The organism is Empedobacter sp. GD03797 (assembly GCF_029842105.1).
In the GTDB taxonomy this organism is placed as follows: domain Bacteria; phylum Bacteroidota; class Bacteroidia; order Flavobacteriales; family Weeksellaceae; genus Empedobacter; species Empedobacter falsenii_C.
The window spans coordinates 1-14,685 of the sequence record NZ_JAOCFS010000011.1 but is presented as its reverse complement, the minus strand read 5'-3'; the positions used below and the strand labels follow the sequence as shown (position 1 = coordinate 14,685).

The 14,685-nt window shown below is 31.5% G+C and carries 12 protein-coding genes; 8 read left to right on the top strand and 4 right to left on the bottom strand.

What is annotated here, in order from left to right:
• Window positions 1-198 precede the first annotated feature (198 nt).
• From N5D90_RS09075 to N5D90_RS09055, 5 genes are all read left to right on the top strand, one after another.
• On the top strand, window positions 199-2,313 hold the full coding sequence (locus N5D90_RS09075; RefSeq protein ID WP_280062231.1) for a prolyl oligopeptidase family protein: 2,115 nt from the start codon (window positions 199-201) through the stop codon (window positions 2,311-2,313).
• 83 nt (window positions 2,314-2,396) lie between these two features.
• Window positions 2,397-3,242 carry a hypothetical protein gene (locus N5D90_RS09070; RefSeq protein ID WP_280062230.1) on the top strand — a complete coding sequence of 282 codons (846 nt, stop codon included), beginning with the start codon at window positions 2,397-2,399 and terminating at the stop codon, window positions 3,240-3,242.
• Window positions 3,243-3,431: 189 nt separating this feature from the next.
• Window positions 3,432-4,307 carry a bifunctional 5,10-methylenetetrahydrofolate dehydrogenase/5,10-methenyltetrahydrofolate cyclohydrolase gene (locus N5D90_RS09065; RefSeq protein WP_280062229.1) on the top strand — a complete coding sequence of 292 codons (876 nt, stop codon included), beginning with the start codon at window positions 3,432-3,434 and terminating at the stop codon, window positions 4,305-4,307.
• A gap of 4 nt (window positions 4,308-4,311) precedes the next feature.
• Window positions 4,312-4,959: a 7-carboxy-7-deazaguanine synthase QueE gene (locus N5D90_RS09060; RefSeq protein WP_280062228.1), complete on the top strand. Its 648-nt coding sequence runs from the start codon at window positions 4,312-4,314 to the stop codon at window positions 4,957-4,959.
• 96 nt (window positions 4,960-5,055) lie between these two features.
• A complete protein-coding gene (locus tag N5D90_RS09055; RefSeq protein WP_180905630.1) occupies window positions 5,056-5,577 on the top strand; it encodes a plastocyanin/azurin family copper-binding protein in 522 nt (173 codons plus the stop codon).
• Between the two features lie 54 nt (window positions 5,578-5,631).
• On the opposite strand, the gene N5D90_RS09050 is transcribed toward N5D90_RS09055, so the two are convergent.
• From N5D90_RS09050 to N5D90_RS09040, 3 genes are read right to left on the bottom strand one after another with little or no spacing between them, the layout of a single operon-like run.
• Window positions 5,632-6,144: a hypothetical protein gene (locus N5D90_RS09050; RefSeq protein ID WP_280062227.1), complete on the bottom strand. Its 513-nt coding sequence runs from the start codon at window positions 6,142-6,144 to the stop codon at window positions 5,632-5,634.
• 12 nt (window positions 6,145-6,156) lie between these two features.
• Entirely contained in the window at window positions 6,157-7,608 is a 1,452-nt protein-coding gene (locus N5D90_RS09045) for a hypothetical protein (protein WP_280062226.1), read from the bottom strand.
• A gap of 47 nt (window positions 7,609-7,655) precedes the next feature.
• Window positions 7,656-8,147: a hypothetical protein gene (locus tag N5D90_RS09040; RefSeq protein ID WP_280062225.1), complete on the bottom strand. Its 492-nt coding sequence runs from the start codon at window positions 8,145-8,147 to the stop codon at window positions 7,656-7,658.
• 432 nt (window positions 8,148-8,579) lie between these two features.
• Here N5D90_RS09040 and N5D90_RS09035 point away from each other — a divergent pair, with 432 nt between their 5' ends.
• Together N5D90_RS09035 and N5D90_RS09030 are read left to right on the top strand one after the other, a co-directional pair.
• A complete protein-coding gene (locus N5D90_RS09035) occupies window positions 8,580-10,313 on the top strand; it encodes a thiamine pyrophosphate-dependent enzyme (RefSeq protein ID WP_280035186.1) in 1,734 nt (577 codons plus the stop codon).
• The gene (locus N5D90_RS09030; RefSeq protein WP_280062224.1) at window positions 10,313-11,551 is read left to right on the top strand and encodes an MFS transporter; all 1,239 of its coding nucleotides are present in this window, start codon (window positions 10,313-10,315) and stop codon (window positions 11,549-11,551) included. Before N5D90_RS09035 ends, N5D90_RS09030 begins: the two co-directional genes overlap by 1 nt.
• A gap of 46 nt (window positions 11,552-11,597) precedes the next feature.
• On the opposite strand, the gene pgi is transcribed toward N5D90_RS09030, so the two are convergent.
• Window positions 11,598-13,250, bottom strand: coding sequence for a glucose-6-phosphate isomerase (gene pgi, locus N5D90_RS09025; protein WP_280062223.1), 1,653 nt, complete (start codon window positions 13,248-13,250; stop codon window positions 11,598-11,600).
• A gap of 166 nt (window positions 13,251-13,416) precedes the next feature.
• Here pgi and N5D90_RS09020 point away from each other — a divergent pair.
• Window positions 13,417-14,685: alpha/beta fold hydrolase (locus N5D90_RS09020; protein WP_280062222.1), on the top strand; the 1,269-nt coding region annotated here is incomplete at its 3' end.

The window sequence follows — 14,685 nt, the reverse complement described above, 5'->3', positions numbered from 1 at the left end:
TTTTTGGTTTTTAAAAATTAAAAATACTTGATAAATTTTTAAATAAAAATGAATTAAACGTTAAGTTGCCGCGAAGTGTTAAGTATTCATTTTAATTAAAATCTGAGAGGATTTTGCGCAAATTTAAATCATTTTTTTCAATACCAATTTATCTTTTTGATTTTATTATCTTTACCAAAACAGCTATACTAAGAAGAAATGAAAAAAACTGCTTTTATTTTATTTAATGTTGCCCTTATGGTAGGAGTGAATGCACAGAGTTATAAGAAAAAGTATCCAGATACAAAAAAAATTGATCATGTTGATACGTATTTTGGAGAGAATGTACAAGATCCATATCGTTGGTTGGAAGACGATTTGTCTGAGGATACGAAGAAATGGGTAATTGAACAAAATAAAGCAACTTATGCTTATTTGAATGAAATCCCGTTACGTACGCAATTGAAAAAATCGTTGACGGATATTTGGAATTATGAGAAGATTTCGACGCCTTTTAAAGAAGGAGATTATACGTATTACTACAAAAATGATGGTTTACAACAACATTCAGTTTTGTACCGTAAATTAGGTGAAAACGGAACAGAAGAAGTTTTTTTAGATCCAAATAAATTCTCAAAAGATGGTTCTGTTTCTTTAGCAGATGTTAGTTTTTCTAAAGATGGAAGTTTAGTCGCATATTCTATTTCAGAAGGTGGATCGGATTGGAGAAAAGTTATTGTTCTTAATGCAAAAGATAAAACACAAGTTGGAGAAACATTGATTGATGTTAAATTCTCTGGAACAGCTTGGAAAGGAAACGAAGGTTTTTATTATTCATCTTATGATAAACCAAAAGGATCTGAATTATCAGAAAAAACAGATCAACACAAATTATATTACCACAAATTAGGAACGGCTCAGAAAAAAGATCAATTGATTTTTGGAGGAACTGAAACACCTCGTCGCTATGTTGGTGCTTATTTGACGGATGATGAGCGTTTCTTAATTATTACAGCTGCGAATACAACAACAGGAAATGAGTTGTATTATCAAGATTTGTCTCAAGCAAATAGTCCAATCAAAACGATTGTGAATAATTTTGACACAAATACTTCTGTGATTGACAATGATGGAGAAACTTTTTACATTTTTACGAATAACAAAGCTCCAAACAATAAAGTAGTTAAAGCAACTATTTCTGATTTGAGCGAAGTTGCTTGGAAAACAGTTATTCCAGAAACTGAAAATGTATTATCTGTTTCTACAGGAGGAGGTTATTTATTTGCTAAATACTTAAAAGATGCAATTTCGGTTGTAGAGCAATACAAATATGATGGATCAAAAGTTCGTCAAATTACATTGCCTGGAGTTGGTTCTGCATCAGGATTTGGAGGAAAAAAATCAGAGAAAGAAATCTATTTCGGATTTTCAAATTATATCACACCATCTACAAGCTACAAATACAATGTAGAAACGGGTTCTTCGGATGTTTACATTAAACCAAATGTGAAATTTAATTCAGATGATTACATTTCTGAACAAGTTTTTTATACGTCAAAAGATGGGACAAAAGTTCCGATGATTATTACGTATAAAAAAGGATTGAAGAAAAATGGTAAAAATCCTACAATTGTTTATGGATACGGCGGATTCAATATTAGTTTAACACCAGGATTTAGTCCAGCAACTGCTGCTTGGATTGAAAATGGTGGAGTTTACGCTGTTCCAAACCTACGTGGAGGTGGAGAATATGGTAAAAAATGGCACGATGGAGGGCGTCAATTCAATAAATTAAATGTTTTTAATGATTTCATTGCTGCTGCAGAATATTTACAGAAAAACAATTACACTTCACCAGATTTTACTGCATTATCAGGAGGATCTAACGGAGGTTTATTAGTTGGAGCAACAGAAACAATTAATCCAAAAATAGCAAAAGTAGCATTGCCTGCGGTTGGTGTTTTAGATATGTTACGTTATCATACATTTACTGCAGGTGCAGGTTGGGGTTATGATTATGGAACAGCTGATGATAGTAAAGAAATGTTCGAGTATTTGAAAGGATATTCACCAGTTCACAACGTAAAAGAAGGAACATGTTATCCTGCAACATTAGTCACAACAGGAGATCATGATGATCGTGTAGTTCCTGCGCATTCTTATAAGTTTGCGGCTAATTTACAAGCGAAACAAGCGTGTGATAATCCAGTTTTAATCAGAATTGAAACAAAAGCTGGTCACGGAGCAGGTCGTTCGACAGAAGTTGTGATCAATGAAACAGCTGATAAATATGCATTCACTTTGTGGAACATGGGAATCAAAAAATTGAAATAAAAGATTTTTTAATTCAGTCAATAAAACCAAAATCCATCTGATTATTCAGGTGGATTTTTTAATTTTATCCAAAATATTATTGAATGAAAAAATTATTAACACTATTTATTTTATGCTCTACTCTTTCTTTTGGACAGTATATTAAAAAAGCAACTTTAGTTTTATCAGACGGAAAAAAAATGGAAGTTGAAGATGTTTTTTATGGAGATAAAGTTTATGAATATAAACTTAAAATGAATAAGTCTTCTAATCAAGCAATAATAAAAGAAGATGTTTCTGAAATTATTTTTGATTCTATTGATTTTATTAATAAAGTGGATCAAAATACTTATACCGAAATAAAGGATAAATATTATGAAAATGATTTGCCTGAAGGTATTTATGAAACAATTGAAGATTTTTATAAAAAAATTCCTTCCTCAACAAAAAAGGTTGTTGGAAGAGAAGAAGGTCAAAAATATTATGATAATCCAAAAGACTTAATGGCTTTTAAATATGTTGGAAGTGATGATATTTTAAGAAATACTTTTGCAGTTGTTTACAAAGGAAATCTTTACTTAAGCATAAAAGCATCTAATAAAAACGAAGCGAAGGAAATGAAAGGTGGTTTTATGATAGATTATTCAAAAAACTATTTCTTAAAAGTAAAGTTTGCAAATTCGGATTATTTTTACAGCGAAATATCTGCTATTCCTTCAGGTGAAGCAATTACAAAAATGGCTGTAGGAAGTTATTATGGAGCACCTTATAGGTTAAAATATATTTTATATCCTTTTATTTTATTTAATAATGAACAAAAATTTTATGCTGTAAAAAACTGTAAGAGATTTAATGAATATTTTGAAAATAAATTGAATAAAAGGATTCCTTGTGAAAAGGATAATGATTTTTTAGATGATGTAAGAAAACTAATGATTTTACAAGAATAAATAATTATAATAAATCAAAATCCATCTGATTTGCTTAATCATAGAGTTTAGATAGATAAAAAAATATCAATAACGCTAAAACCACTTCACAACGAAGTGGTTTTTCTATTTAATCAAAAAATCATCAACTCAAAACTTAATGATTTATTTTCCAATTTGTCCGTATCTTTGCGCAAACACAACAAAACAATGCAAATTTTAGACGGTATTAAACTGGCAAAAGAGATCAAACAAGAGATCAAGGAGCTGGTGCAGAATTACAAGGACCAAGGAGTTCGTGTACCACATTTGGGTGCAATTTTAGTAGGAGGTAATGGTGCTTCTCAAACCTATGTTGACAATAAAATCAAGGATTGTCATTTTGTAGGTTTCGAGTCATCAGAATTACGTTTGCCTGATACAATTTCTCAAGAAGATTTGATTGCAGAAATTGAAAAATGGAACAATGATGATACATTGGACGGATTTATCGTGCAATTACCATTACCAAAACACATCGATCAAGAAGCGGTTATCAATGCAATTGATCCTAAGAAAGACGTAGATGGTTTTCATCCAATGAATTTCGGTAAAATGGCATTAGAAATGGAAACATTTTTACCTGCTACGCCTTACGGAATTATGGAAATGTTAGAGCGTTACAACATTGATACAGCTGGTAAACATACAGTTGTGATTGGTCGTTCTCGCATCGTTGGTCGCCCAATGAGTATTTTGATGAGTAAAAACGGAAATCCTGGAAACAGTACAGTTACATTAACTCATTCGAAAACTCAAAATTTAGAACAATTTACAAAAGAAGCTGATATTGTGATCACTGCATTAGGTGTTCCAGGTTTCTTAAAAGCTGATATGGTAAAAGATGGAGCAGTTATCGTTGACGTAGGAATTACACGCGTTGATGACGAAACTAATCCACGAGGATTTAGATTAGCTGGTGATGTAGATTTTGATAATGTAAAAGAAAAAGCATCGTGGATAACGCCAGTTCCAGGAGGAGTTGGACCTATGACACGCGCTATGTTATTAAAAAACACATTGTTGGCATACAACAACAAAAAATAAAATTATGATACACATTGCATCAACAACTGCAGAAGAACAACAATTGATACAAGAAGGGAAATTATTGCCTGTAATGGAGCATTTTTACACTATTCAAGGTGAGGGAATGTACACAGGTGTGGCTTCTTATTTTATTCGATTAGGAGGTTGTGATGTAGGTTGCCATTGGTGCGATGTAAAAGATAGTTGGGATGCTGACAAGCATCCCTTAACTAATGTTGATGAATTGGTAGACTTGGCAACTTCTCAAGCCAAAACAATCATCATTACAGGAGGAGAGCCATTGATGTGGGATTTGACTTATTTGACAAAAAAACTACACGAGAAAGGTGCAAGAATCCATATTGAAACTTCGGGTGCTTATCCGTTGAGCGGAGAAATTGATTGGGTTTGTCTTTCTCCGAAGAAATTAATGTTGCCGTTAGACGAAGTTTGCGAAGCTGCAAATGAATTGAAATGTATTGTGTTCAATAATCACGATTTTCAGTTTGCTGAAGAACAAGCTGCTCGTGTTGGAAAAGATTGTATGCTTTTCTTGCAAACAGAATGGAGCAAACGTGACAAAAACCTTCCATTGATTGTGGAATATGTAAAAGAAAATCCGAAATGGCGTTATTCTTTACAAACACACAAATATTTGGATATTCCTTAGATATTTATCTGTTTAAAATCAGTTCTATTTAGACTGAGTAAACTTTTTTAAGTTACTGAATTTCATTATTTTTATATCAAACAAAAAATTGAAATAATGAAAAAAATAGCTTTGATGAGTTTCGCGGCAATTTTGATGATGAGCTGCGGAGGTTCTAAGAAAGATGAATCAACTCAACCAGAAATAGATTATAGTACAGCTCCATCAGAAGATGCTGAAACTTCTACAGCTACGCCTGCTACAAACAATCATATTGTTTTGAAAGCAAGTGATGATATGCGCTACGATAAAACTGAGTTTACAGTGAAAGCTGGCGAAGAAGTAACTTTAATCTTGATGAATGCTGGTGAAATGTCAAAAGAAGCAATGGGACATAATTTTATTTTATTAAAACCTGGTTCTGATGCTTCTGCTTTTGCAAATACAGCGGCTTCTGCTAAGGCGACAGATTATATTCCGACCGAATTACAATCAGAAATTATTGCACATACAAAATTATTAGGTGGTAAAGAAAATGATCAAATCAAATTTACTTTAGAAGAAGGTACATACGATTTCTTATGTTCTTTCCCAGGGCATTTTGCAACAATGAATGGAAAAATAAAAGCAGTTAAATAACAATAAAAAATGCGAGAAGTTTTTCTCGCATTTTTTTATGAATAGATTGAATGATTATTTCCAATAATTCCAAACTTTACCATCAAAAATGGCAACAGTTTTACTTGCTGTATCGTAACAAATCATTCCAGGATATGGACTTTTTACATTAATTTCAGGTTGATTAACCTTAGGTAAAATCATCGCATCTTTATCCGATTCTAAAACTAAAATTCCTGTTGCAGTCGTTGTTTCAGCTCCAATAATTACTCCATCACCTACTTCATTAGAAGAATTTGTTAATAAAGCTGTTTTTTCTCCAACATCACTTAACTCAACCCAAATACCATTCTCATACATTTTCACTTTAGAATCTGTTAAGTCAAAAGCAAAGGTTCCACCATTATTCGTTGCATCCAAACCTGTAGGTACAGTAGTAACAGCTGGTAAAATAATTCCATTTGTTGTTGATTCTTCGAAATCTAAAATTGTATTATTCCCATCCACTGCATTTTTACCAATTGACACTTGACCAAAAGAAATTGATGCAAAACCGCATAAAATAGCAGCGTATATTATATTTTTCATTTTTAATAATCTTTATTCGTTACAACTTTTTTCGATACAATGCCAAATAGTTCCGTTGTATAATTTGACACATTTTTCGGTTGTATCATACACAATCATTCCTTCTTTTGCATCAACAATTTTAGCTACATCAGCAGTTCTTGTAATGACAAAACCTTTTGTTGAAGATTCTAATGCTAAAAATCCATTTGGAATTGCAGTTGGCCAATTCTCTAATTTTGTTGACATGGTAGAAACTCCAACATTGGTAAAAGAAGTTGCTGTTGTTGTATTTGGTGTTTTCGTACAAGGTGTTCCGGGAGTTGGAGTTGTACTAAATGTAATTGTTGCAGAAGAACAAATCCCAATTAAGCTACATATTTGATATCTTAATCCTCCAACTGGTGGTATAAATCCACTTGCAAATGTAACAACACCTGTTTCTGTATTTAAAATCGCTTCCGCAGGCCATTCTCCAATTATAGAAATTGTAGAATTCTTGTTAGAGCCAGAAAGTGTAACTTTTTCACCACTTGTTCCGTATAAATCATTATCAATAATATTTATGCTAGAAGTAGTTGATAAATCTATATGGTCATCTGTTGCTTTAATTATATCATCAATTACAACATTAGTATCTGGACAGTCATACTCTGTACCAGTTTCTGTTGTTTCTTCTAATGTAATATCATCTACAAAAAAATCATTACCACTATTTGAAGATATATTATTTCTTAGAGCAATAGCTATATTAATACAATTTGCGTCATTCGGAGCTTTAAAAGTCCATGTTTTTTGTTCCCAAGTATTTTCAGCACTTAATTTCATCACATTATCCGCTCTATCAGAAAAATCAGTAATATTATGATCAATGTTGGATGATCCTAATACTTTTTCTGTTAGTATATCTTGTGCTTCAAAATTTACTCCCACTATTTTTCCTCCTGCTCCATATAACCAAGCAGATAATTTATAAGTTTTCCCAGGTTCTAATTGTACTACTCGACGGTAATATTGGTTAAGAACCATACCTCCATTTACTACCAATACAGCTCCATCCAAAGATCCATCAGTATGATCTGCTGGTTTTGGATTTTGATTGTACCACCATTCTCCAATCCATCCAATATTATTACCATCTGGCATTACTTTAGTCATATCATAAATATGGCTAGGTGCTATTACGGCATAAAAACCATTATCAATATTCCACACATCCTGGTTATAACTACCTTTATTTGTACCATAAGTATTGGTTGAAGGTAAAGTTGATAAATCAGACAAATATTTATCTGCAAGTCGATAAAAAGAAGATCCGTGTTTGAAGAAGCCTAAACTTCCATCTTTTCCTGTTTGTGGTACATATTGAGATGATGTTCTTATTGTACTTTTCCCAAAATCTTCTTTGAAGATAACAGTTTGCGCACTCAAATTGCATGTAATCATCACTACAATTGCGCTTATTATTTTTCTTAAATTGTTCATTTATAACTATATTATTAAAACTAATACAGTAGATTTAGTTGATGGTTTTACGAAAGAAAAATAAATAATGGAGGTGGACGAGTTAAAATGTTATCGATTACATTTATTCGAATATGAATAAAAGAATTATTAATCGAAAGTAAATTATTAGAAATATCAGACAGATTTATTTTAAAAATCGAATTTGTCCTCGCTACTTTTTGATGATATTTATAAAAATTTTCTTTTAAAACTATTTTCCCCGAGCTATCAGGAAGATTACAACCAGATAAAATTTTTATTTTAGACGATAAAATAGCTGTTTTTGGCTTGTAGACATGTTCTTTTTGTTGCTTATTCTCATTTTTAACGACTAAAACCTTTTTGAGTTTTTTAGGTTTAGTAATCGTCTTTTTTTCGACAGTGGTTTTGTTTATGGTTTTATCTACTGTTATTTTTTCTAATAAATTCGTTTCCGTATTCTTAGATATAAAAATAAGTATTTGACCACTTTCGACTATTGTATCTTTTTGGTAACCAAAAAGAATAGTAGAAAACATCAAAAAAAAATAGAAGTCCTATATTTCTATATCTGAGAAAATAATTCATTAAATTATTAAAAATAACTAGAGATAGTAGGAAGAGAAGTGGGTAAAGCCTAAAGCTATACGAAAGTAAAGTATTTATATATATTATCTCGTTTAAAAACTCTTATATAAAACTGTTTTTAATCATTAAAAATAAAAACTAATAAACATAGATTAAACATTTATTTTATATGTCAAATATAGTTTTGGCACAAATATTGAATTATATTAATCGTATAAGATTTAGTAGAGTAAATTTTGTCCTCATGTGTTAATTTTAAGCCTGTTTCTCAACAGGCTTTTTTATTTTACAACAATTTATTATTCAAATATTTAACACTTATTTCAAATATTTTTATCCTATAATTTCATAACTTGTTAGTCACAATCAAAAAATACTTTATTATGGGAAAGAATGTAGCACATCAAATTGTAGAATTACTAGAAAAAGCGAACATAAAACGTGTTTATGCAGTAACTGGTGATAGTCTCAATTTTTTTAATATCGCAGTTAAACAAAGTGACAAAATTGATTGGGTTCATGTAAGACATGAAGAAGCTGGTGCAATAGCTGCAACTGCCGAATCAGAATTAAATGGGATTGGATGTTGCGCTGGAAGTTCTGGTCCTGGTCATGTACATTTAATTAACGGAGTTTATGAAGCGCATAAATCAAGAACTCCTTTAGTTGTAATTGCCTCTACTCTGCCTACAATAGAATTTGGTACAGATTATTTTCAGGAAACGAATACTATTAAACTTTTTGATGATTGTAGTTGTTATAATCAAATTATTACTCGAGCAGAACAAGTTCCTAGAATGGTACAAACAGCTATACAACATGCTATTTCAAAAAAAGATGTTGCAATTATTGGACTTCCAGGAGATATTGCAGAAATGGAAGCCGTTGAAAGTAATTATACCTCGAATTTCTATTTCAATCAACCTATTATTACTCCAAATAAAACTGAATTAAGAGAAGCTGCTTCTATTATAAATGATGCTAATAATATTACCTTATTCTGTGGAATTGGCGCATCTCAAGCAAATGAAGAAGTTATAAAACTTTCTCGTCATTTGCATGCTCCAGTTGGATATTCGTTCAAAGGAAAAATGAGTATTCAACCCAATAATCCAAATGAAATAGGAATGACAGGATTACTTGGTCAACCATCTGCTTATCATGCTATGCACAAAGCTGATTTAATTATTTTGATTGGGACCGATTTTCCTTATAAAGATTTTATTCCAACAGATAAAAAAATCATTCAAATTGATTCAGATGGCTCTAAACTTGGACGAAGAGCTAAAATTGATTTAGGATTAGTCGGAAATGCAAAAGAAACAATTAACGAATTAATTGAGTTATTAGAACCAAAGCAAGACAAAGATTTTTTGGATAGTCAATTAGAAATGTACAAGAAAGTTCTTGAAAGCAAAATGACATTTGTTCATGAAAAAGGAAAAGAAAATGCCATTCAACCCGAATATGCAGCTTATTTATTAGATGAGTTAGCTACAAAAGATGCCATTTTTACAGTTGATACAGGAATGTGTTGTGTGTGGGGAGCACGTTATATAACGGGTACGGGAGAGCGAAAAATGTTAGGATCTTTCAATCATGGTTCTATGGCAAATGCAATGCCTCAAGCGATTGGTGCACAAATGGCATATCCTGATAGACAAATTATTGCTATGTGTGGTGATGGTGGAATCTCAATGTTATTAGGAGATTTAGCAACCATCAAACAATATAATCTACCTGTTAAACTTATTATTTTTAATAATAGAACATTAGGAATGGTTAAATTGGAAATGGAAGTTGCTGGTTTACCTGACAATGAAACAGATATGGAAAATCCTGACTTTACTTTGATTGGAAAAGCAATGGGAATAGAAAGCGAATCAGTTAAAAATCCTGATGATTTACCTGATGCAATCGGAAGAGCTTTTGCTCATAATGGACCGTATTTATTAAATGTATTTACAAATCCAAACGCTTTAGCAATGCCTCCAAAAGTAGATCTTGATCAAATGATTGGAATGACAAAATCTATGGCAAAACTAATGTTAGGTGGAAAAATGGATGAAGTAATGGAAACGATTAAATCCAATTATAAACATTTAAAAGATTTATAATGAATCAATCATCATCTATCACACAATCAAGTAAAAAACTTTTCATCATTGCATGGGTTTTAGGCTTAGTCTTCTATTTCATTGATTACGCAACTCGTTCTGCGCCTTCATTAATGATCACAGATTTGGCTCAGAATTTCAACATTTCTAAAGAAAATTTAGTTTCTCTCATTGGAACATATTATTACACCTATTCGATATTCGCTTTAATTGCTGGAATATGTTTAGACAAATTTGGTGCAAGATATTCGATGTTTGCAGGATGTTTTATACTCGGAATAGGATGTATTTTATTTATCGCTTCCTCCCAATTTGCTGGAACAACAGGCAGATTATTACAAGGAGCGGGTAGCGCATTTGCTTTTCCTGGTTGTGTCTATTTAGCAACCAAAGGATTCTCTTCAAAATCTTTAGCAACAGCAATAGGCTTCTCTCAATGTATAGGAATGCTTGGTGGAGCGGCAGGTCAATTTGTGGTTGCGCCATTATTAGAAAATGGTTTTGGATATAAAACATTTTGGATAATTGCTGGAGTTTTATGTATAATTCCAGCTGTAGCAATGCTGTTCATAACTCCAAAATCGTCTGAAGAAGAGATCGAAAAAAGTAAACAAACCTCTTTTATTGAACCTTTCAAAATTATTTTCAGCAATCCAAATTCTTGGTTAACTGGTATTATTTCTGGATTATTATTTATACCGACAACGATTTTTGCCATGACTTGGGCTGTTCCTTTTTTCAAATTAGACTTAGGTTATGATGCTCACACTGCTGCTATGACTGCTGCTATGGCGTCACTAGGCTGGGTAGTTGGATGTCCATTGATGGGTTATGTAACGGATAAAATAGGAAAAAGAAAACCTGTTATTCTTTTTGGTTGTATCGGAATGATCTTGATGTTTTTACAACTCATTTATCTTCCAGATTTAATTCCAATAAAAGTTACATTTTTCGTTTTTGGGCTTTTCTCTGGAGTCGCAATGATTCCATATTCGGTTATCAAAGAAGCTAATCCAGATTATGTAAAAGGCTCTGCTACTGGAGTTCAAAACTTTTTGACGTTTGGTGTAACTTCTCTAGTAAATCCTGTTTTTGCTAAATTATATGGAAACGAAATTGTAAATGTTACGGATAAAACTGGACATTATCATCAAGCAATTTGGTTTTGGATCATCGGAATATTTATTGCCATTATTCTAACCTTATTTTTAAAAGAAACTGGTCACAAAAATTCATAAAAAAATCCGCTCATTGAGCGGATTTTTTAGTAATTATATTGATAAATTATTTTCTCCAATATTTATAAGCATTGATTAATCCATTTGTAGAAGCATCATGAGAAGTAACTTGCTCATCATTTTCTAACTCTGGTAAAATCACATTTGCTAATTGTTTTCCTAACTCTACTCCCCACTGATCAAAAGAGAAAATATTCCAAATAACTCCTTGCACAAAAATTTTGTGTTCGTACATCGCAATTAAATTTCCTAAAACTTTTGGAGTCAACACTTCATATAAAATTGAGTTTGTAGGACGATTTCCTTCAAAAATTTTGAAAGCAGTTAAGAAATCAATTTCTTCTTTCGATTTCCCTGCTTTTTCCAATTCAGCAACAACTGTTTCTTCATCTTTCCCAAAAGCTAAAGCTTCTGTTTGAGCAAAAAAGTTTGATAATAATTTTGCATGATGATCGCCTAAAACATTCAATGAATTAGCACCTGCAATAAAATCGGCTGGAATTAATTTTGTTCCTTGATGGATTAATTGATAAAAAGCATGTTGTCCATTTGTTCCTGGTTCTCCCCAAATAATTGGTCCCGTTTCATAATCCACTTTTTTCCCATCTCGACCAACATATTTACCATTCGATTCCATATCACCTTGCTGAAAATATGCTGCAAATCGCGATAAATACTGCTCATAAGGTAACAAAGCAACCGAATCTGCACCAAAGAAATTGTTGTACCAAATTCCTAAAAGCGCTAATACAACCGGAATATTTTGATCTAAAGTTTCTGTTTTGAAATGCACATCCATTTCATGCGCTCCCTCTAACAATTCTTCGAAATTATCGAAACCAACTGCCAAAGCAATGCTCAAACCAATCGCACTCCACAATGAATAACGACCGCCAACCCAATCCCAAAACTGGAACATATTTGCCGTATCAATTCCGAAATTTGCAACGCCTTCTGCATTGGTTGATAACGCAACAAAATGTTTCGCAACATCAGCTTCTTGCGCATCAGAATTCAAAAACCATTCTTTCGCAGAAAAAGCATTTGTCATTGTTTCTTGCGTCGTAAAAGTTTTTGAAGCAACTATAAATAAAGTTGTTTCTGGATTTATTGCTTTAAAAGTTTCTGCTAGATGAGTTCCATCAATATTCGAAACAAAATGAATATTCAAACGAGTTTTATAATGTTTCAACGCTTCCGTCACCATCACAGGTCCAAGGTCAGAACCTCCAATTCCAATGTTGACAACGTCTGTAATTTCTTTTCCTGAAAAACCTTTCCATTCACCCGAAATTACTTTTTCCGAAAAAGATTTCATCTGATCTAACACCTCATTAATTTGAGGCATCACATCTTTTCCGTCAACCAAAACTTCTTCATTAGAGCGATTACGTAAAGCTGTATGCAAAACAGCTCGTTTTTCTGTCACGTTGATGACATCTCCTTCAAACATTTGCTGAATTGCCGTATCAACATCCATTTCTTTCGCCAAATCAACCAAAAGTTGAATCGTTTCTGCATTAATTCTATTTTTTGAATAATCTACTAATAATGAAGGATATTGAATTGAAAATTTTTCAAAACGATTTGCATTTTGAGCAAATAATTCTTTGATTGATGTATGCTGAATCGTTTGAAAATGTTGTTCTAAAGCATTCCAAGCCTTTGTAGTTGTTGGATTGATTGTATTTAAAGCCATAATATTTTTAGTATTCTTTCCTTAACAAATTTAATCATTTCAACTTCATCTCAAAATCAATGTTGTCACGATAACGTTGTAGGAAACAAAAATTTAAGAAATAATTATCAATCTTCTCATGTAACCTTTTTAAAAACAATTCGTCTTATAACCAAAACAATAAAATATGCGCAACTATTTTTTTATATTAATCGTAACAATTTGTACAATTCTTCAAGCTCAAATTAAATTAAAAGGAAGTGTAAAAGACAGTAATAATTTGCCAATTTCATATTGTTCGATTGGAATAAAAAATTCAGAAGTTGGAGCAATTACAGATGAAAATGGTAACTTTTCTATCGAAATTCCAGAAAATCTATCTAAAAGTCAATTAATTTTTGATGCATTAGGTTATGATGAAATTTCAAAATCTATAGAAGAAGTTCAACAGAATTCAATTATAATCTTGAATGAAAAATCAATTTCATTGTCAGAAGTTACGCTTAAAACAGAAAAAATGAAAGAGAAAATTATTGGTCAAAAAACTCGTCCAATGCTTACTTTTTCTAAAATGTTTAATCAAAATGTACCAACAATTGAACAAGGAAATATTTTTGAAATTTACCCAAATACAAAACTAAATGCATTTAATTTTCATATTATTCCAAGTTCCAAATATGAAGAAATCACGTTAAAAGTTAATATTTACGTTGTTAAAAATGGTTTGCCAACAGAATCGCTTTTAGATGAAAATATTATTTATAAAACATCTACAACTGGATGGCAAAAAATTGATTTAACACCATATAAATTTCGATTCAAAAATGTGGATAAAATAGCTGTGACACTACAATTAGTTGATTATAAAAAGCTTGCTCAAGAAGATTTTGTTTTTGGTGTTTCTGCTAAAAAATCTTTAGCAAAAGACTTGTTGTTTAGATATCAAAGTCAAGGTAATTGGGAAGCTTCTGCAGGGGTTTTTATAGCTAACTTAGATATTTTATATTCAAAAGATAAATTGACTATAAATGAGGAAAAGCCTGAAGAAATTGATGCAAAAACGAAAGAATTAATTTCATATTATCAACATAAAGAGAGTGCTAAAAAGTCGATTTATGGAAAAAATAAGTCAGGAAAATATATTGATATAAATGATGCGAAAATTTATTATGAAGAATATGGACAAGGTGAGCCTTTGATATTTCTACATGGAAATAATGGAAGTATAGAAGATTTTTATCAACAAATTCCATTTTTTGCCAAGCATTATCGAGTAATTGTTGTTGATACGCGTGGGCAAGGAAGAAGTACCGATTTGACAAATACTCCATACACTTACGAAGAATTTGCAAACGATTTATTTCAAGTCATTCAAAAACTTAATCTAAAGAAAGTCAATCTTGTTGGTTGGAGTGATGGTGGAAATACAGCTTTAATTTTTAACGTTCAACATTCT